Below are 18818 nucleotides of genomic sequence, written 5' to 3' on the forward strand. Positions count from 1 at the left end.
TTTCGTTGTCTCATAAAAAAAATAATTAAAGATCCGCTGCGTTTGAATTCACTGCACAACAAATTCGGAAAAATAGATGTTTTTGATTTTGTCCGGTTTGGTGACGCGGGAAAATCGTTCGAGCAGCTCATCCCTGATGCGCAGTTTGCCTTCCGGTGTCATGACTTCTTCAAATGAGAGGCTGGTCAGCATCATAATAACAATGTCCCGCAGTTTTGGCGCGAGCTTTTGCGTTCGTTCCGATGCTTCAAGCGATTCAAGCTCCATGCTGATGGTCATTTTCAGGTAACGGTTTCCTTTCGGATCAGCGAGATTGACGACAAATGGATCCAGGGTGACAATTTCCCCAACCGTCGGGGGCAATTCGGTTTTCTGGTCAATAAGCTCTTCCACCGGAGTGGGAGGGGGGGCGAGAAATTTGGTGTAGGCGAAAAAACCGCCGCCGCCCAACAGGAGAATTGCGGATCCCAAAATGATGAAGAGCATGGTTTTTGATTTTTTTTTCGGTTGCTCGGTGCCGTCTGCTGCCTTGGCGTCAACGTCTGCCATGGTGGTTTCCCCCCCCCTGAAAAAGATGTACAGCCGATAATTTTGTCTGCTTATGGTTCCTGGCAAGTATTATGCCATAGTTGTTTTGATTAGTAAATCATTGCTTAACGGTTTGTATTGCTTGAAAGAGTTACCGGCCGCCGGCGTTGCCTGCGGGGAAAAAGAAAGAAGGGGAAAAGATCAAGGGTCATTTTTCTGACTTCGAGTGGATGAAAAGTCAAGAAATGCAACACGAATGACCGGGCAAGGGCGTCCGGCGGCGTGAACAGCGGTGACAAACAGCGCTCTTTGTGGTAAATGAATCTCTCATTTTAAATCGAAAATATAAATCAGCAGAGGATAAGGAGCGTTGCAATGGGAAAGACAGTAACCGAAAAGATTCTGGCCGCCCATCTGGTTGAAGGGGAAATGGCCAAGGGAAAAGAGATCGGCATCCGTATTGATCAGACACTGACCCAGGATGCCACCGGCACCATGGCCTATCTTGAATTTGAATCCATAGGCATCCCGCGGGTGCAGACGGAATGTTCCGTTTGTTATGTGGATCATAATCTGGTGCAGTCTGATTTCAAGAATGCCGATGACCACCGTTTTCTCCAGTCCATTGCCCGTAAATACGGGCTGTTTTTCTCTCCGCCGGGCAACGGCATTTCCCATCAGATCAATCTTGAAAGGTTCGGCAAACCCGGCAAGACCCTGCTCGGGTCTGACAGCCACACCCCGACCGGCGGCGGACTCGGCATGCTGGCCATCGGCGCCGGCGGCCTTGACGTGGCCATGGCCATGGCGGGCAAGCCTTTTTATCTGGTGATGCCGAAAGTTTTCGGCATCAAGCTGAGCGGCAAGCTCTCCCCCTGGGTATCGGCGCGGGATGTGCTGCTGGAGCTCCTCCGGCAGTTAACCGTCAAGGGCGGGGTGGGGTACATCATGGAGTATTTCGGGCCGGGAGTCAAAGAGCTGTCGGTGACGGACCGGGCATCGGTCACCAATTTCGGCGCCGAACTCGGGGCCACCACCTCGGTTTTCCCCTCGGATGAAAATACCTTGAAGTTTCTCCGGAGTCAGGGACGTGAAGAAAGCTGGGTGGAGATTGTTGCTGATGATGATGCCTGCTATGACGAGGTGCTGGAAATCGATATGTCGTCCCTGGAGCCGCTGATTGCCTGTCCTTCTTCACCGGATAATGTCGTCACGGTGAAAGAAGCCGCGGGCAAGCCGGTTTCCCAGGTGCTGGTCGGCTCCTGCTCCAATTCGTCCCTGCGTGATTTGGTGGTGGTGGCTAAAACCCTGACCGGCCGGCAGGTCAGTCATGAGGTGAGTTTTGAGATTAATCCCGGCAGTCGTCAGGTTCTGGAGAATCTGACCGCCATGGGGGAAATGCTGCCGTTGATCCATGCCGGGGCCCGCATTCATCAGGCGGGTTGTCTCGGCTGTATCGGCATGGGGCAGGCGCCGGCCACCGGCACCATCTCCCTGCGGACCTTTCCCCGTAATTTTCCGGGCCGCAGCGGCACCGTAAACGATCAGGTTTATCTGTGCAGTCCGGAAGTGGCCGTTGCCGCGGCAATCACCGGAAAAATCACCGATCCCCGGGAGCTTGGCGAATATCCCTCCTTCTCCCTGCCGGAAAAATATCTTCCCGGTGACTCCCGCATCGAGCCGCCGCTGGCCGACGGCAGCGGGGTTGCGATCGTGCGTGGACCCAATATCGCGCCTTTTCCGACTTTTCCCCCCATTCCCGAGACCTGGCAGGGGACAGTTCTGCTCAAGGCGGGAGATAATATCACCACCGATCATATCATGCCCGCCGGCGCCCAGGTTCTTCCCCTGCGGAGCAATATTCCGGCCATCAGTGAATTTGTCTTCAAGGCCCTTGACGAGAATTTCAGCAGGCACGCCGGAGAAGCGGGACACGGCATGATTGTCGGCGGCGAAAACTACGGCCAGGGTTCTTCCCGGGAGCATGCGGCACTGGCGCCGAGGTATCTCGGGGTTGAGGTCAAGATCGTCAAGAGCTTTGCCCGCATTCACAAAGCGAATCTGATCAACTTTGGCATCCTGCCGCTGACCTTTGCCGATCCTGCCGATTACGAACTGATCCAACCGGGAGCAAAAGTGGTTATTGCTGATTTGCGGAAATCCCTGGAAAACGGCGCTGAGCGGCTTGCTGTCGAGGTTGACGGCCGCAGGATTGCGGCATCACTTGATGTTTCCGCCCGGCATCGGGCAATACTGCTGGCCGGCGGGCTGTTGAACTGGGCCAGGGGAAATTAAAAAAATTGTACTTTTTCCGGCGCACTGTCGTTTTGCGCCGACCCGCATCCCCTTCTGTCGCTTGGTACAGACATCTGGGATGCGGGTTTAAAAAATTGAACAATTCATAACTTGTTGAAATTCCATTGATTTCTTTTGATGGACCGTTTTTCGGGGGGCGAGTTTAAAAAATTGTATTCTTTTTAAAATGATACTGCAGGGAAGGAGAGGCGCTTGTCCCTTGCTGGGTAAGGGATAAGAGGGTCGGAAGAATTTTTTTCTTGTATGGCACGCCTGTTGCTTTATGGATTAGTCAAGATAACAACTCTTATCTCCTTTCTCCAGAAAAAGGCCGATCCTGTCCCCCCAGGGTTGGCCTTTTTTCGTTTTGTGGTAAAAATCCCCTTATCCAAAATTTTTCTTCAGCATTCGAAGCGGAAATGAAAACAGTCTCAACCCGTGTTGCAATTCTCAGGTGTCCTGCTTACGACAGGAAGGCGATCAAGGAGAATCTTGCCGTAATTTTCCAGGCCCTGTCTTTTACGGTTGCCGCGGGCTCATCGATTCTGCTGAAGCCCAACCTCGTGTCCGGCATCGGCCATCGGGGCCTGGCCTGCAGCCACCCGGAATTTGTCGCCGCAGCGGCGGAATGGTTTGTCGATCACGGCGTCCGGGTGGCTGTTGGGGATTCCCCGGCCTTTGGGCGGGCACCGGCGGTAATGGACGCCTGCGGCATTTCGGCAAGCCTGAAGGGGCTGCCGGTCCGCGCCCTGCATTTCCACCAGGCCAGGAAGGTGAATCTGGCATGCGGGCTTTCGCTCAAGGTTGCCGCAGCGGCATTGGATTGTGACTATCTTGTTAATCTGCCCAGGGTGAAAGCCCATTCGCAGACCCTGGTAAGCCTGGCGGTCAAAAATTATTTCGGCACGGTCAAGGGATTTTCCAAGGCCCTGCTCCATCAGCGACTGGGCGCCAATGAGGACTTTTTTGCCCGGATGATTGTTGACCTGCAGGCCGTGCTGCCGGACGGTATCAGTCTCATCGACGGTATCGAGGCCATGCATTGCAGCGGTCCGATGGATGGACTTCCTTTTCATCTGGGGGTGGTGGCCGGCTCGAAAAATCCTGTTGCCCTGGATACCGCAATGCTGGCAATATTAGGGATCAATCCGGAAAAAAGCCTGGTGTGGCGAGAGACGAAACGGCGAAATTGTCCGGGATGGCGGGAAAAGGATCTGCTTTACCCTCTTCTGGGTCCGGCCGATGTCGCGGTGCAGGGGTTTGTCGTGCCGGAGAGATTGAAACCGATTCCTTTCCGGCCGCTTCAGGTCGTCGGAAGCATCATAAGGCGAATTCGCGCCCAGTTGTGAGATGTTGGTCAATTGAGAACTTTTTGTCGGATTGTTGACTCTTTTTCGGCAATGTTTAAGATAAATGAGAGAGACATGTTGAAAAAGGCGTGCCGTTTCCGCGTTGGCGAAAAAAACAGCGAAAACATCGTGAAATCTCCGATGGTGATCGGCAGGAAGGGCGAGGACGAGACTGCGCGGCCGTCGTGACCCAACATGCCTGGCGGCGCGTTAGCGGGATTTCCAGTTTTAAAATGAGGTTTGCTATGACAAGTATGATGAAAACAGCAGCTCTTATGGCCGCTTTGACCGCGCTTTTTCTGGTGGGCGGACAGGCGCTGGGTGGGCGCAGTGGAATGACTTTTGCCCTGCTGATGGCCTTGGGGATGAATTTTTTTGCCTACTGGTTCAGTGATAAAATGGCGCTGGCCATGAGCCGTGCCCGGGAGGTGAGCGAACAGGAGGCGCCGGACCTGCATCAGATGGTCGGTTTTCTGGCCGGTCGGGCCGAGCTGCCCAAGCCTCGGGTTTATATCATTGATGATCATACTCCCAATGCCTTTGCCACGGGGCGTAATCCGCAACACGCGGCGGTTGCCGTCACCCGCGGGCTCATGGAGCTGCTCAGCCGCGATGAATTGGAAGGTGTGCTGGCGCATGAGCTGGCGCACATCAAGAATCGCGATATCCTGATCAGTTCCGTCGCCGCTGTCATGGCCGGGGCCATCAGCTCCCTGGCGAGTATGGCACAGTGGGCCATGCTTTTCGGCGGATTTCGCGGCCGGGATAATGAAGGCGGAGGAGGGGGCGGCATGCTCGGCGGGCTGGTGATGATGATTGTCGCCCCTCTTGCCGCAACCATTATTCAGTTGGCTATTTCCCGCAGCCGTGAGTTTCAGGCGGATGCCACCGGCGCTGGAATCTGCGGCAGGCCCCATTCCCTGGCCAGCGCCCTGGCAAAACTTGAACAGGGCAATCGCCGTCAGCCGATGGATGTCAACCCGGCCACCGCCCAGATGTATGTTGTCAACCCGCTTTCCGGCGGGGGGGTTGCCGGTCTTTTTGCCACCCATCCCCCTATTCGGGAAAGAATAAACAGGCTGCTTTCCGTTGCCTGATTCGTGGGATTCGGTTAATTCCGCTGCACCCATGGTGCGCGAGCAAACAAGATATCTTTACATTTTTATTGGAAAATTTTATCATCTGCAGGTGGATGGCCATGGTGTGCTTTCACCTGGTTCCGGGGGGGGAAACCTAGACCCGTTTCGGTGCGATCAAATTTGGAAGGAGTTTTTAATGTATAATCTGCGAGGAAAAGTTGCGTTGGTGACCGGAAGTTCACGAGGAATCGGCAGGGCGATTGCCATGCGTTTTGCGGACAGCGGCATTAATCTGGTGGTCAATTATGTCCGTCACAGGCGGGATGCGGAGGATACGGCGCGGGACATTGAAAAGGCGGGAGTGAAATGCCTTGTGGTCAAGGCCAATGTCGCCAATGATGAGGATGTTCTTGCCATGTTCGAGCAGGTCAAGCAGGAGTTCGGTCGCCTGGATATTCTGGTGAGCAATGCCGCCTCCGGTGTGCTGAAGCCGGTGATGGAGCTCAGCACCAGGCATTGGAACTGGGCCATGGATATTAATGCCAGGGCCTTGCTTGTGCTCGCGCAGCAGGCGGTTCCCTTGATGAAGGAGGGTGGTCGTATTCTGGCGGTTTCCAGCCTGGGTGCGGTGCGGGCGGTGGAAAATTATACCGCGGTGGGCGCTTCGAAGGCCGCCCTGGAATCCCTGGTGCGGCATCTGGCGGTGGAGCTCGGTCCCAAGGACATCACCGTCAATACCATCAGCGCCGGAGCTGTGGATACCGAGGCCTTGAAGAAATTTCCCAATCGTATTCAAATACTTGAAACCGCATTGGAGCGCACCCCCCTTGGTCGTCTGACGACACCGGAAGACGTGGCTGATCTTGCCCTTTTTCTCTGCAGTGACTACGCCAAGATGATTCACGGCCAGACACTGGTGGTGGACGGCGGTTACGCCGTCCGCGCCTGATTTTCCACTGGTCTGTTCCGCGGTCATGGAGGGAGGATTTCACACAAACTGCCCGTTGGTCCTGGCGTCGGCGTCGCCGCGGCGAAGCCGTTTCCTGAAAGAGCTTGGTCTTGCATTTACTGTCCAGCCTGCCATGATTGACGAAAAAAACACTCATGGGGAAAGTCCTGAAAATTTTGTCCTGCGCCTTGCCGGAGAAAAAGCGCAGAGTGTCGCTCAAAATAATCCCAGGGCCTGCATTCTGGCGGCGGATACCATCGTGGTTCTCGATGGGCGGATTCTGGGCAAACCGGTTGACCGGGCCGATGCGGAAAAAATGCTGACAAAAATGGCCGGCAGATGGCATGATGTCGTAACCGGCTATTGTCTGTGCCGCATTGCGGACCGGTTGCTGGTGCAACGTGTTGTGACGACCAAAGTGCTGTTTCGAGATTTCGGCGCGGATTTGTGCCGGGCCTATGTTCTCACCGGCGAACCGCTTGATAAGGCGGGCAGTTACGGCTTGCAGGGTCGGGGCGGTTTTCTGGTGGAAAGAATTGACGGTTCTTACAGCAATGTCATCGGCTTGCCGGTGGCTGAGGTAGTGGCGGATCTGCTCAAGTTTGGCATTATCGGGGCCAATATCGGCGACTGAAAGGGAAAAGGCGGGCAAAGCGAGATGAATGATAAAATGTATGATCAAGGCGTGCGACTGGCCTTGGAACTGGGTCTTCGCGTGAAAATCGAGCTTGACGGTGTGGACATCCCCCTGGAGAGCTCTTTTTGCGGGTTTGTTGATAATTATATCATCATCACCCCCCCATCACCGTACCATCAGGTGCAGCACAAGCTCTTTGATGGGGCTGAACTGGTGGTACGCTATTTTTATCAGGGCACCATATACGCTTTTCAGACAAAGCTTTTCGCCCAGACCGATAAGCCGGTCAGGCTCCTTTTCATTTACTACCCAAAGCTCATCCAGAAAAGCGAACTGCGCAGCGAGAAAAGGTCCTGCTGCTATATCCCCGCCGTTATCGAGGTCGGAGAAAAGGAAAACAACGGCATCATTGTCGATATCGCCAAATCAGGCTGCCATTGCCTGATCCGGGCAAAAAACAATAAGAGGATGATCCCTTTTAAAATCGACGATACGGTCAAGCTGACCTGCAAATTTCCCGGGGTGAAAGTTCCCTTGGAGATCATCGGGGTGGTGAAGAATCTGCGCAACAGCAGATATGAGATAAACGTCGGACTGCAGTTTCATGAAAATACCGCCGAGGTGACCCAGAAAATTATCGGCTGGTATCTCTCCACCATAGAGAAATTTGTCTCCGCCCAGGAGATCAAGCTCGACATTCCCTGAAGATTTTCTTTATTTACCGCCGTAGTGCCCGGCAAGCAAAGGCTCGGCAGTTTCGCTTGTCGGAATGCGAGTTGTATTCCGAGGTATTGCGATTGTCACCGGTCGTACGCACGAGTTTTTGACATTTTCAACCTCGATGGAAAACGTCGTTCCGCATGTGTGGTTGAAAAGGAATAATCCTTCGACGCCTTCTTCGTAAAAGTGCTGGTGGCCGATAAAGGAAACCGCTGGGTCGGCTAGGAAATCGGCCTGGTTGGGCCAGATCTCTCCACAACAAGAGCATGTTTTAAAGATTGGTTTGGTATCCATTGTCGGCGGAAAGGTTGAATTTTTGCAAAATTGCGTGTTTGTTGGTGTCTGTCGAGGCAATTTGCAAAAGTTGAACCAATGACGAGTTGTATTTTTGTTGGCGCTGCTAACCTCTTGGAATAAAAAAAATTTTTATTTATTTCGGCGTGTGCGTTTTTGGCGGCATTGGTCATTTGACGGGAACGGTCAAAAATCGCTGGGGCAAATGGCATATGCCGAGAGGGGATATGGCGGGAAAAACCCTCTGCGGACGATTTTTTTTGAAGTGCTGGGCGAAAGAGTCTTTTTCAGCCGATAGTGACCGGCCGACTATTGGGCGATCTGTGCCGCGACAATTTTCGCCTGCAGGGTATGTTGCTGTTTTGCCGCTATTTTCTGCCCGTCCAGGGGGATAATGACACTTTTTCCAGGTCGCACCGGACCCGGGTGAGCGAGGTCGATTTGCTGGGTTGTGCCTCGCGCATCAAGGAAGCGTGCCACGCATTTTATGTGGTGCACCGGCAAGGGGGTCGGGTTGGAAAGGCGGAGCCGCGCGGTACCGTCTTTTGTCTGCTCAAGAGTCAGGCGGAGGTATTTGGAGGGATTCTCGGGCAGGTCAAGACACAGAAATGAGATGGCCGCGTCTTTGCCTGCCAGGGATTGGGAAGAGGCTGCCTTCTGGAAGAATGCTTTGGCATCGGCGGTGCTGCCCGAAACCAAAGACATGTCGCCCAATTTTTTGAAGGCGTTTGCGTTTGGCAGCAGTTTGGTACTGTGCTCCAGATCCTGGCGAGCCCCCGCAAGATCGCCCATTTTTTCCCGAATGAGGCCGCGTTGCAGGTAGAATTGGAAAAAGCGGTTGTTGAGGTCGAGTGCCCGGTTGCTGCTGGCAAGGGCCTTGCCGTAATCCCCCTGCTGGAAGTAAGCCTCTCCTTGCAGGCCGAGGAACAGCGCCTCCCTCGGCTCAATTTGCATGGCTTCGGAAGCAAGGGCAAGGGCCTTGGTGATGTCCCCTTTTTTCAAGGCAAGAACGCCGTTGTCATATGCCTTGTAGGCCGGGGCGTTTTCATGGATGTATTTTATTTTTTCCCGGTAGCGCTTTTCGCCGATCTCACCTCCCGGTTTGAGGCTTTGGGCGGTACGACGGTTGGCCTCGACCCGTTCCTGTGAAGGGGGATGACTGGCAAAAAGTCCGTTAAGCCAGTTGATTTTCTTTTCTCCGGACAATCTGACAAAGGTCTGTTGCAGGCTGACCGCGCTTTGTGGATCATATCCCGCCCGGGACATATAGTGCATGCCGTAATAGTCAGCCTCAAGTTCCGCTTCACGGCTGTATTTCTGGGTGATGACATTTGCGGCGAGCTGGGCGCCGCCCACGGCGATCCCGCTGTAACTGCTGTCGGCCACGGCCACGGCGGTGGCCAGTAATGCGCCCTGCATGAGCATGCCCTTTTCCATCCGCTGCGCACCGTGCCGTGCTGCGGAATGGACGATCTCGTGACTGAGCACAGCGGCCAATTCCGCCTCATTATTGAGTTCAAGCAGCAGGCCCCGGTTGATGGATATTTTCCCTCCAGGCAAGGCCCAGGCATTGGGGACGGAGTTGTTGAGCACCTTGAATTCATAAGGGAGCGGGCGATCGCTCACCCGTGCAAGTTTTTGTCCTATTTCGTCGACATATGCGGTAAGCTGCTGGTCGAGAAGGTAATCTCCCCCCTCCATCTGGCGTCCTGGTTCATACTGCTCTTTGCCGATGGCGATTTCCTGTTGCTCACCGATGAACCCGAGTTCCCTTTCGCCGGTGACCGGGTTGATGGCACAACCCGCGACACATGCCAAAAAAAGAGAAAGAAAAAGAGGGAGATATTTCATTGTATTCACCCAGGTGTTTCGGCAATAAAAAAAAGGCCGTTTCCGAAAAGGCGGCCTTTGTCACATGCTTCACTTCTCATGCTGTTCGGTGAAAATCAGACAGTGAGATCATCTCGCAGGGTTTTCCTCGGGCCGCCATGGCCGGCACTGCTCCAGTCGCGAATCGGGGCGATGACGTTCATGGCCTCCGGAGTGCCGATGCGGCCCAGCCGGTCATGAATGGACTGCCAGATGCATTCAACATCCTTGTGGATCTCGCAGCGGCCATTGACCGAACCGCCGCAGGGGCCGTTCATTAAATTTTTGGCGCAACGGGCCACCGGACAAAGACCGCCGGTCAGATGGAGCACGCAGTTGCCGCAGCCGGCGCATTGTTCGCTCCAGACGCCCTGTTCGGCGGAACCACCGAAGAAGCTGGTGTTGACCCCGGGATACACTCTGTCGGAGGGACGCAGGTTGGCGATGAAATTGACCCCGACGCCGCAGGCCATGGAAACTATGGCGTCATACTTGCCTTTCCAGTGGTCGATGGTTTCAATATATTCGCGGTCACACTGACGGACAAGAGTGCCCTCGAGGACTTCAACTTTTTTCCCCTGTTTCTGCATGCCCAAGCGAAGAAGCGAGGCCAGGATTTCCACCTCGCGCTCTCCGCCGGCGGAACAGACGGTGACGCATCCCCGGCAACCGAGGACCAGGATTTTTTCGGCATCAGCAACCATGCTGAGGATTTCATTGATCGGTTTACGTTCGGCGATAATCATTTTTTCTCCCCCTTCAGCGGGCAAGGGCCTAATTCGGTAATTCTCTTGTTCATCAGCAGGGCGCTTTCGATAAATTCAGGATGAAAGCCCCTTTCAAGATGAAACATCTCGATTCTTTCCGGTTCGATATCAAGTTCAGCCAGGGCCTTTTTGATGGCTCCGACTCTCTTTGCCGCCCGCTGGCTGCCCTTGATGTTGTGGCACTTGTCGGCCGGGCAGCCGACCACGTACACGCCGTCGGCGCCTTCCTCAAAAGCCTTGAGCAGGGTGCTTACCTGGAGTTTGCCGGTGCAGACCAGGCGGTTGATGGTGATATTGTCCGGCATGCCGTCTTGTTTCAGGCCTTCCCTGCCTTCGGCAATGGTCTGCTGGGATGTGTAATGGCAACAAAATGCCTGTATGTCAGGAGTAAAACTCATGTGCTTCTCCAATGCCTTTTAGATGCCGCAGGCGGCGATTAGTTTTTCGTCCTCGGATTCATGAAGTTTGATGGCCTGGGCGGGGCATTCGGCAACGCAGATGCCGCAGGCCCGGCAATCCCTGACGCTGATTGCGGCCACGCCCTGTCCGTCAATTTTCGGGATCTCCCAGGGGCAGACGCGGACGCAGGTCAGGCAGGAGACGCAGAGATCGCGTTCCACCCAGGCGGCCTTGCCTTTGTCGAGAAGATCCTGTTCGCTGATGATCCCTTGCTGCAGGGCCAGTTCCCGCAGGGCGTTCATGATATCGGCAAAGCGAACGTCCTGAGGGCAGACAAATACGCAGCTTCGGCAGCGTGAGCAGAACCAAAGCAGGTTGGAGTGAAGCAGTCTGTCTTTCAGTCCCATGCGGATCATGTGGATAATCTTTCTCGGGTCAAAGTCAGGTATTGCCTGGCTTACCGGGCAGATTCCGCTGCAGGCTCCACAGGAAAAACATCGGTTCAGATATTCACCACCCGGGAGGTCAGTCACTTCAGCGCTGAAGGCGGGATTGATTTCTTTACTGGCGATTCCCATTATTTTCCTCTAGTTGAAATGAAATAAATATAAAAATAGTGAAATTGCATGTGCTGCAACAGGGTACATCCCAAAAAAGCAACAGAAATGCTACTCAAAAGAAGATGGTTTGTCAACCTCAGCTGCTGTGGAAAAACAAATAACCAGTCGGGATCATAGGTATTTCTACGAGTGGGCGAGGTGCCGGCCGCTCTAGACCAGCAGGCGGAATTCGCCCTTGCCGAGCAGGTCATGCAGGTGGAGCATGCCGACCAGGCGGCCGGACTTGTCCTGTACCGGCAGGATGGTCACCTCGTAACGCTGCATAATGGACAAGGCGTCGGCGGCGAGCAGATCGTCTTCGATCGTCTTCGGCGAAGGGGTCATGACGTCGCGGGCCGTCATTGTCGTGGTGTCCACCGGTTGCGGTTTGCTGATCAACCGACGCAGGTCGCCGTCGGTGATGATGCCGCAGAGTTCCATGTCGTTGTCGGCAACAAGGACCGCGCCCAGGCTTTTTTGGTTGAGGGCTTCAATTGCCTCGCGTAATGTGGCCCCGCTGTTGACGAGGGGGATGAGGGAGCCGGTCAGCATCACCTCGCGGACTTTCACTTTCAGCCGTTCGCCAAGGCTGCCGCCGGGATGATTGCGGCGGAAATCGCTGGCGGCAAACTGTTTTTTTTCAATAAGCACCACGGCCAGTGCGTCGCCCATGGCAAGCGCCGCCGTAGTGCTGGCCGTGGGGGCGAGTCCAAGTGGGCAGGCCTCCCGGGGAACCTGGGCGGAAAGAACCACATCGGCGAATCTGGCCAGGGTCGAGTGTTTGTTGCCTGTCAGGGCGATGGTTTTCACCCCTCTTTTTTTCAGGGTGGGCAGCAGCAGTGACAATTCACTGGTTTCGCCGCTGTAGGATATGGCCAGCACCACATCGTTATGATCGACAATGCCCAGGTCGCCGTGCATTGCCTCCACCGGGTGGAGAAAAAACGAGGGGGTGCCGGTGCTGTTGAAGGTGGCGGATATTTTCTGGGCGATAATGCCTGATTTGCCGATGCCGGTAATGATGATACGGCTCGGGCAGTTCATGATCAGTGCAATGGCCCGGTTGAATTCATCGTCAAGCTGATCAAGGAGCGCGACAATGCCGTCCGCTTCAATCTGCAGCACCTCTCTGGCAAGGGGAAGAGACATGGTCTGTGCTACGCTCCGCATCCCGAGCAGAGGGAAAGTTTGTGAAAGTCTGTGTCCGGCTCCACCGGATAGCGGTTGTTGAAGCAGGCCAGGCAGAAGTTTTCCGCCGGCATGCCGGTTGACTCAACCAGCCCTTCGAGGCTCAGGTAATGGAGGGAGTCGAGTTCCAGGTACTGACGGATTTCGTCAATTGATTTGTTGGCGGCAATGAGCTGGACCTGGGAGGGGAAGTCGATGCCGTAGTAGCAGGGATAACGGGTCGGGGGGCAGCTGACCATCATGTGCACCTCCTTGACCCCTGATTTGCGCAGTGAGCGGATACGGCTGCGGCCGGTGGTGCCCCGGATAATGGAGTCTTCAATGATGATCACCCGTTTTCCCCGCAGGAAAGAACGCACCGGATTGAGTTTGACCCGGACGGAGAAGTCGCGCATGGATTGGGAGGGTTGAATAAAGGTGCGTCCCACATAATGGTTGCGGATCACTCCCATTTCCATGGGGATGCCGGACTCCTGGGAATAACCGATGGCCGCATAATTCCCGGAGTCGGGAAAGGGCATGACGAAATCGGCGTCCACTTTGCATTCCCGTGCAAGAATCTGGCCCATTTTTTTGCGGCAGCTGTAAACATTGAGGCCGAAAATATCACTGTCCGGGCGGGCAAAATATACTTGTTCGAAAATACAGTAACTCGGGGTGCATTTTTCCTGGAGAAAGAAAGATTCAATGCCGTTTTGATCAATGATAAGCACTTCGCCCGGTTCAACATCCCGCATGTAGTTCGCCTCGATGAGATCAAGGGCGCAGGTTTCGGAGGCGACCACATAGGCGCCGTTGGACTTCTTGCCGAGGCAGAGAGGCCGAAAACCGTTGGGGTCGCGAACAGCGACCATTTTGTCTCGGGTCATGAGCAGAATGGAATAGGCCCCTTTGATGCGACGGAAGGTTTCGCCGATCGCTTCGGGAAAGGGGAGATGGCTCATTGAGGCAAGGAGGTGCACAACCACTTCGCTGTCCATGGTGGATTGAAAGATCGAGCCGTTCTGTTCCAGTTCATCCTTGAGTTTGCGGATATTGACCAGGTTGCCGTTGTGGGCCACGGCGAAAAAGCGATCGCGGTGCCGGGCGGTAAATGGTTGGGCGTTGACAATGGTCGACGAGCCGGTTGTTGAATACCGGACATGGCCCACAGCCATGTGGCCGTGCAGTCGTTGCAGGTTCTTTTCGGTGAAAACCTCGGAGACAAGCCCCATGGCTTTGTGTTCGAAGATCTGATTGCCGTCGCTGGTAACAATGCCGGCACTTTCCTGGCCGCGATGCTGCAGGGCGTAAAGTCCGAAATAGGCGAGTTTGGCGGAGTCGGGGTGCCCGAAAATGCCGCAGATGCCGCATTCTTCCTTGGGGCGCGATGAGGCTGCGTGAAGAGCCATGTTTTTCCCTCTTTTGTTCAAAGCGGTTCGTAATCGTATGCTATTTAATGTTCCGCGTATCAATTCGCGTTCGGAAAATAATGGACGAGGTTATGAAGTAAACAATATATGCTCAAAAAAAAATTGTTACTTTACCCCCATTATTGCGAAAAAGAAATGATTTTTTGGTGCGGGAGCGGGCCGGTGGAATTTTTCGCGTCTCTTTCGGCGCAGGTCTTCGTGGGAGAGTTGAAGGCCTGCGCGCCTCTTTTCAGCCGGTCAAATCCGGAAAGCCCGTGATTTCTATACGTCAATAGTGTGGTTGATTTCGATCTGATGTTTTTTTAACCTTTTCCAGAGAGTGACCCGGCTGATGCCGAGGATGCGGGCGGCTTCGGATTTGTTGCCGTCCGCGGCCTTCAGTGCCTGGAGCAGCCGCTGGCGCTCGTTTTCCGCCTTGTTGATTCTGGATTTGACCTGCGGGATATTTAATATTTTCGGGTGGCCGGCAAAATGTGAAGGAAGGTGGTCGGGAAGAATGAGGCCGCCGGGGCAAAGGACATAGGCATATTCAATGACGTTGATAAGTTCTCTGACGTTGCCGGGCCAGTTGTACCGGACGAGGAGCTCCATTGTTTCCCGCGAGACGCCGTGTATCTCTTTGCCGGTCTTCAGGGAGGTCCGCTCGATGAAAGTTTCTACCAGCAGGGGAATATCCTCTTTTCTTTCCCGCAGGGAGGGGGTGCAGATGGGAATGACGCCGATGCGGTAATAGAGGTCTTCCCGAAAAAGTCCTTCCTTGATCAATTTCTGTAGATTTTTGTTTGTTGCGGAGATGATTCGGACATTGATGGGGATGGGTTGATGGTCGCCGACCCGCTCTATTTCCTGTTCCTGGAGAACGCGCAACAGTTTGGTTTGCAGGGGAGGGGGCATGTCGCCGATTTCGTCGAGAAAAATGACCCCGCCGTCGGCAGCCTCAAAACGGCCGACGCGATCGGACTGGGCGCCGGTAAAAGCCCCCCTGGCATGCCCAAAAAGTTCACTTTCAAGCAGGTTCTCGTTCAGCGCCGCGCAGTTGACCTTGATATAGGGCTTGTCTCTTCTGCTGCTTAATCTGTGCAGCGCCGAGGCGATGAGTTCCTTGCCCGTGCCGCTTTCGCCGTAAATGATGGCTGGTGAATCCGATTGCGCCGCGCTTCTGGTGAGGTCGAAGAGCTTGCGCATCATGGGGGTATTGCCTATCAGTCCCTGGAATCCCTCTTCGTGATGCAGATGCCGTTTGAGAAAACTGATGACCCTGTCCTTTTCCTCAATCGCGCTCATGTCGGTAAGGTTTTCCACTCCGGCCAGGATGTTGCCGGCATCGTCTCTTAATATGGCGGCATTTTTGAAGACCGAGACCAGGGAGCCGTCCTTGCGGCGAAATGCGCATTTCAGGGCCCGCACCTCGCCGCTCTGGAAAAGGCCGCAAAATTTCCCCTTCCCCTTTTGTTTTGCACCGAAACAGGAATCGCATTCCAGTATATCGCATTTTTTGCCGATCAATTCCTCTTTTGTATACTGCAGCATCTCTTCCAGTGCCTTGTTAATATAAAGAATCCTGCCCGATGAATTAATCAGCATGAGGCCTTCGCTCATTGTTTCGATGATTTTATAGCTGTTTTCCTTTGAAAAAAGGTCGATCATGGCTTCCTCCGGGGGGGTAATGTTTCCGGGATGTTACCAGATGTTAATTGTTAATGCACGTGTTAATCATGTGTTAATCGTGTTAACCTGTGAACGTTGTGTTTTTGCGGGGAGAAGAATCAGAGGTCGGGATGGCCCTGGTAACATATGAGAAATAAAGGATAAAAAAAATATTTAAACAACTTACTGGGTTTTGGGTTAAAAATTGCTTTAATGGGCGGCATCACTGGAAGGGGTGATTTTTTTGAGAGTGTACAATGTGTAATACAGTCGCGTCGTGCCGGTTAAGCGGCAGGACAAATCAAGAAAATTAGGAGGGAATTCAAAGAATGAAAAAGTACAACAGGTTGTTTTCACTGTGTCTGGTTGCTGCATTTGCCGTCCCGGTTGCGGCCAATGCCAATGAAAACCATAAGGAAATCAGCGGGCCTTTTGCCACACCCATGGATGTGACCAAAAAATGCCTTGAGTGTCACGAGGATGCAGCCAGGGATGTGATGGCCACATCCCACTGGACCTGGAGCCTGGAGCAGGATGTGCCGGGACAGGGCAAGGTGCAACGGGGGAAAAAAGACGTTATTAATAATTTCTGCATTTCCATCAACTCGAACTGGCCGCGCTGTACGAGCTGCCATGTCGGCTATGGCTGGAAGGATGCGAATTTTGATTTCAGCGATGAAAGCCGGGTGGACTGCCTCATCTGCCATGATACGACCGGAACCTACGTCAAGCCGCCGGCCGGAGCAGGCATGCCGGCGGGATTTACCGGCAAGCCCGGTATGGACAAACAGCCCGTTGACCTGGTGAAGGTCGCCCGGAATGTCGGTAAGCCGGAGCGGGAGGATTGTCTCGGCTGCCATGCCAATGGCGGCGGCGGCAATAACGTCAAGCACGGGGATATCGATCAGTCGCTGATCATGCCGACGAAAGAGATCGATTTTCATATGGGCACCGACAGTCTGAATTTCACCTGTCAGGAGTGCCATTCCGGCTCAGGCCATCATCTTCGCGGCAACGCGTTGCTTGTTTCCCCGGCCGGCAATAATCCGGTCACCTGTACTCAATGCCATGAGGAAAAACCCCATGCCGAGTCCCTGTTGAATAATCATGTGGACACGGTTTCCTGTCAGGCCTGCCATATCCCGGTCTTTGCCAAGAAGGATGCCACCAAGATGAGCTGGGATTGGTCGCAGGCCAAGAAGATGCCGAAGGAACAGGCCGAGGAAAAAGATGCCCATGGCCATGCGGTTTTTCTGGCGAACAAAGGTCGTTTCGTCTATGAGGAAAAGGTCGTGCCGACCTATGCCTGGTACAACGGCAGCGCCGGTGCGTACAAGCTGGGGGACAAAATTGATCCGGCCGAGGTGACCAGGTTGAATTACCCGCTGGGCGATATCCATGACGCCGGAGCCAAGATTCACCCATTCAAGGTGCATACGGGCAAGCAGATTTATGATGTCAAAAATAAATATTTCATTACGCCGAAGGTTTTCGGGTTTCCGGGTGACGAGGACGCCTTCTGGGTGGGCTTTGACTGGAACAAGGCTTCCGCCGCCGGCATGAAGGAAAGCGGCCTTGATTACAGCGGAGAGTACGGCTTTGCCCCGACAGTGACTTACTGGCCGATTAATCATATGGTTTCCGCCAAAAACGAGGCGGTTGGGTGTCTCGACTGTCACGGCGACAAGGGCCGCATGGATTGGAAAGCCCTGGGGTATGCCGGAGATCCCATGGTGACCAAAGGCGCGGGCCGGGCAAAAAAATAATTTTCACATTGCCCTTTGCGGTTTGACTGCTATGATAAAGCCGGGTCCCTTTTGCTGGGGCTCGGTTTTTTTTTGTTGTTCCGGCGCTTGAACGTGAAGGAGGAGGATACATGGCAGAAAATGTAGATGATATTACCATTGATTATGAAGAGGACGGCGTTTTGATCGTTAAGGAGATTGATAAGGTCGTTCTCTCCAAAGGCGCATGGTCGACGATAATTTTCCGTTACCAGCAGTGGGATCGTAAAAAAGAGGAATACAGCGACGACCGCTATACCATCCGTCGCTATCGAAAAATCAGCGGCTCCTATCAGGCACAGGGCAAGTTTAATATTTCCAGCAAAGAGCAGGCGCAGAAGATTGTCGCTGCCTTGCAGGGCTGGATTTCTTGATCAGGTCGGCTGTTGTAACGGATTGGTTCGGCGGAACCGGATGCTGCTTGAGCTGGAAACGTTTTGGAAATAGCGGTCCGCCCCTGGAAAATATTTGCGATAAAGATTATAGTAATGAAGAGCATGGGAGCGGGGAGCATGTCCATTTCGCCGCCATCCGGCTCTCCGTGAAGTTCTGATCCCCGGCGGAGCCCGGTGTGTCCGGGGAAGCGAGGAGGAGAAAGTGAAGACCGATTTCAGGATAGATTGTATCAGTCTGACCGCGGCCCATTTCATGACCTTTCCCCAGACGCCGCAGAGCGAGAAGATTCTGCAGCAGAATTACAATGATCAAAGTGACCGGGCGCAGGCCGTAAAGTCCGCTATCGGCAACGAAGCCAGGGAAAAGGCCATGTCGAGGGTGACAGGCGGCGGGTTCAGTGCTTATATTTGAGCCATGAGCGCAGATTGTCGCAGCGTGGGCGATTCTCGCGCAGGTGGGTTGCGAAGGGTCTGTTTTCTCTTGACAGCGGGCAATGAGGGAATTACAAAAAAAATCACAAATGCCTTAGGGTGAGGTTTTTTATGAAGTTCTGGTGGTCGAAAAAAAAATGTTCCCGGCAAGGAGGCAAATGCCCTCAGGGTAACTGCGGCAAGAAATGTCAGGCGTTAAGCGACATTTCCCCGGGGAAATGCGTGTGCGTGAAAAGGCATCACTCCTGTGGCGCGGTTCGGCAGCGGCTTCTTGACCTCGGCATCATCCCGTCGGTAAAAATCAATGTTGTCAATCGTGCTCCTCTTGGCGGTCCTCTTCAGTTGCGCATCGGCGAGTCCAATCTTGTTCTCAGCATGTCCGAGGCTGCCCTGATCGAAGTTGAAGTCTGATTTTCCTTTCTTTTTCGTTGTCTTTCTTTTCTTTCCCTCTTTGAAAAAACGTTCAGATAGGCTA

General features: G+C 53.9%; 18 protein-coding genes. 10 read left to right on the top strand and 8 right to left on the bottom strand.

The window, feature by feature from the left end; all coding sequences use genetic code 11:
- Positions 1–48: 48 nt before the first annotated feature.
- Complete coding sequence (locus BM485_12140; protein OKY74595.1) at positions 49–549, bottom strand: flagellar basal body protein FliL; 501 nt, start codon at positions 547–549, stop codon at positions 49–51.
- A 354-nt stretch (positions 550–903) separates the two neighbouring features.
- Between BM485_12140 and BM485_12145 the strand changes: the two genes are divergently transcribed.
- From BM485_12145 to BM485_12170, 6 genes are all read left to right on the top strand, one after another.
- Positions 904–2823, top strand: a complete 1920-nt coding sequence (locus BM485_12145; GenBank protein OKY74596.1) for an aconitate hydratase — start codon at positions 904–906, stop codon at positions 2821–2823.
- A gap of 419 nt (positions 2824–3242) precedes the next feature.
- Positions 3243–4172: a hypothetical protein gene (locus BM485_12150; GenBank protein OKY74597.1), complete on the top strand. Its 930-nt coding sequence runs from the start codon at positions 3243–3245 to the stop codon at positions 4170–4172.
- Positions 4173–4417: 245 nt separating this feature from the next.
- Positions 4418–5269 carry a protease HtpX gene (locus BM485_12155; protein ID OKY74598.1) on the top strand — a complete coding sequence of 284 codons (852 nt, stop codon included), beginning with the start codon at positions 4418–4420 and terminating at the stop codon, positions 5267–5269.
- A gap of 178 nt (positions 5270–5447) precedes the next feature.
- Positions 5448–6200 carry an enoyl-[acyl-carrier-protein] reductase gene (locus BM485_12160; protein OKY74599.1) on the top strand — a complete coding sequence of 251 codons (753 nt, stop codon included), beginning with the start codon at positions 5448–5450 and terminating at the stop codon, positions 6198–6200.
- 25 nt (positions 6201–6225) lie between these two features.
- Positions 6226–6834 (top strand): septum formation protein Maf, encoded by a 609-nt coding sequence (locus BM485_12165; protein OKY74600.1) that lies wholly within the window; start codon positions 6226–6228, stop codon positions 6832–6834.
- Positions 6835–6858: 24 nt separating this feature from the next.
- Positions 6859–7542 (top strand): hypothetical protein, encoded by a 684-nt coding sequence (locus BM485_12170; protein ID OKY74601.1) that lies wholly within the window; start codon positions 6859–6861, stop codon positions 7540–7542.
- 618 nt (positions 7543–8160) lie between these two features.
- Here BM485_12170 and BM485_12175 read toward each other — a convergent pair.
- The 7 genes from BM485_12175 to BM485_12205 all read right to left on the bottom strand — a co-directional run bounded on the left by BM485_12175 (position 8161) and on the right by BM485_12205 (position 15732).
- Entirely contained in the window at positions 8161–9702 is a 1542-nt protein-coding gene (locus BM485_12175) for a peptidase M48 (GenBank protein ID OKY74602.1), read from the bottom strand.
- A 95-nt stretch (positions 9703–9797) separates the two neighbouring features.
- Complete coding sequence (locus tag BM485_12180; protein OKY74603.1) at positions 9798–10466, bottom strand: hypothetical protein; 669 nt, start codon at positions 10464–10466, stop codon at positions 9798–9800.
- Positions 10463–10885 (bottom strand): F420-nonreducing hydrogenase, encoded by a 423-nt coding sequence (locus BM485_12185; GenBank protein ID OKY74604.1) that lies wholly within the window; start codon positions 10883–10885, stop codon positions 10463–10465. The genes BM485_12180 and BM485_12185 overlap by 4 nt, the downstream gene beginning before the upstream one ends.
- Before the next feature lie 18 nt (positions 10886–10903).
- On the bottom strand, positions 10904–11464 hold the full coding sequence (locus tag BM485_12190; protein ID OKY74605.1) for a 4Fe-4S ferredoxin: 561 nt from the start codon (positions 11462–11464) through the stop codon (positions 10904–10906).
- A gap of 192 nt (positions 11465–11656) precedes the next feature.
- The gene (locus BM485_12195; GenBank protein OKY74606.1) at positions 11657–12634 is read right to left on the bottom strand and encodes an arabinose-5-phosphate isomerase; all 978 of its coding nucleotides are present in this window, start codon (positions 12632–12634) and stop codon (positions 11657–11659) included.
- A gap of 8 nt (positions 12635–12642) precedes the next feature.
- Complete coding sequence (locus BM485_12200; protein ID OKY74607.1) at positions 12643–14064, bottom strand: amidophosphoribosyltransferase; 1422 nt, start codon at positions 14062–14064, stop codon at positions 12643–12645.
- Between the two features lie 282 nt (positions 14065–14346).
- Positions 14347–15732 carry a sigma-54-dependent Fis family transcriptional regulator gene (locus BM485_12205; GenBank protein ID OKY74608.1) on the bottom strand — a complete coding sequence of 462 codons (1386 nt, stop codon included), beginning with the start codon at positions 15730–15732 and terminating at the stop codon, positions 14347–14349.
- A 329-nt stretch (positions 15733–16061) separates the two neighbouring features.
- Between BM485_12205 and BM485_12210 the strand changes: the two genes are divergently transcribed.
- The 4 genes from BM485_12210 to BM485_12225 all read left to right on the top strand — a co-directional run bounded on the left by BM485_12210 (position 16062) and on the right by BM485_12225 (position 18754).
- Positions 16062–17498, top strand: a complete 1437-nt coding sequence (locus BM485_12210) for a cytochrome C (GenBank protein ID OKY74609.1) — start codon at positions 16062–16064, stop codon at positions 17496–17498.
- A 110-nt stretch (positions 17499–17608) separates the two neighbouring features.
- Positions 17609–17890, top strand: a complete 282-nt coding sequence (locus BM485_12215; protein ID OKY74610.1) for a hypothetical protein — start codon at positions 17609–17611, stop codon at positions 17888–17890.
- A 223-nt stretch (positions 17891–18113) separates the two neighbouring features.
- Positions 18114–18323, top strand: a complete 210-nt coding sequence (locus BM485_12220; GenBank protein ID OKY74611.1) for a hypothetical protein — start codon at positions 18114–18116, stop codon at positions 18321–18323.
- Positions 18324–18547: 224 nt separating this feature from the next.
- The gene (locus tag BM485_12225) at positions 18548–18754 is read left to right on the top strand and encodes a hypothetical protein (GenBank protein ID OKY74787.1); all 207 of its coding nucleotides are present in this window, start codon (positions 18548–18550) and stop codon (positions 18752–18754) included.
- Positions 18755–18818 lie beyond the last annotated feature (64 nt).

The sequence above is a fragment of the Desulfobulbaceae bacterium DB1 genome, assembly GCA_001914235.1.
GTDB lineage: Bacteria > Desulfobacterota > Desulfobulbia > Desulfobulbales > SURF-16 > DB1.

What these genes read in the sequence shown, in the direction of transcription:
- BM485_12140 (OKY74595.1), bottom strand. Translation starts at nt 549, where the DNA reads ATGGCAGACGTTGACGCCAAGGCAGCAGACGGCACCGAGCAACCGAAA.
- BM485_12145 (OKY74596.1), top strand. Translation starts at nt 904, where the DNA reads ATGGGAAAGACAGTAACCGAAAAGATTCTGGCCGCCCATCTGGTTGAA.
- BM485_12150 (OKY74597.1), top strand. Translation starts at nt 3,243, where the DNA reads ATGAAAACAGTCTCAACCCGTGTTGCAATTCTCAGGTGTCCTGCTTAC.
- BM485_12155 (OKY74598.1), top strand. Translation starts at nt 4,418, where the DNA reads ATGACAAGTATGATGAAAACAGCAGCTCTTATGGCCGCTTTGACCGCG.
- BM485_12160 (OKY74599.1), top strand. Translation starts at nt 5,448, where the DNA reads ATGTATAATCTGCGAGGAAAAGTTGCGTTGGTGACCGGAAGTTCACGA.
- BM485_12165 (OKY74600.1), top strand. Translation starts at nt 6,226, where the DNA reads ATGGAGGGAGGATTTCACACAAACTGCCCGTTGGTCCTGGCGTCGGCG.
- BM485_12170 (OKY74601.1), top strand. Translation starts at nt 6,859, where the DNA reads ATGAATGATAAAATGTATGATCAAGGCGTGCGACTGGCCTTGGAACTG.
- BM485_12175 (OKY74602.1), bottom strand. Translation starts at nt 9,702, where the DNA reads ATGAAATATCTCCCTCTTTTTCTTTCTCTTTTTTTGGCATGTGTCGCG.
- BM485_12180 (OKY74603.1), bottom strand. Translation starts at nt 10,466, where the DNA reads ATGATTATCGCCGAACGTAAACCGATCAATGAAATCCTCAGCATGGTT.
- BM485_12185 (OKY74604.1), bottom strand. Translation starts at nt 10,885, where the DNA reads ATGAGTTTTACTCCTGACATACAGGCATTTTGTTGCCATTACACATCC.
- BM485_12190 (OKY74605.1), bottom strand. Translation starts at nt 11,464, where the DNA reads ATGGGAATCGCCAGTAAAGAAATCAATCCCGCCTTCAGCGCTGAAGTG.
- BM485_12195 (OKY74606.1), bottom strand. Translation starts at nt 12,634, where the DNA reads ATGTCTCTTCCCCTTGCCAGAGAGGTGCTGCAGATTGAAGCGGACGGC.
- BM485_12200 (OKY74607.1), bottom strand. Translation starts at nt 14,064, where the DNA reads ATGGCTCTTCACGCAGCCTCATCGCGCCCCAAGGAAGAATGCGGCATC.
- BM485_12205 (OKY74608.1), bottom strand. Translation starts at nt 15,732, where the DNA reads ATGATCGACCTTTTTTCAAAGGAAAACAGCTATAAAATCATCGAAACA.
- BM485_12210 (OKY74609.1), top strand. Translation starts at nt 16,062, where the DNA reads ATGAAAAAGTACAACAGGTTGTTTTCACTGTGTCTGGTTGCTGCATTT.
- BM485_12215 (OKY74610.1), top strand. Translation starts at nt 17,609, where the DNA reads ATGGCAGAAAATGTAGATGATATTACCATTGATTATGAAGAGGACGGC.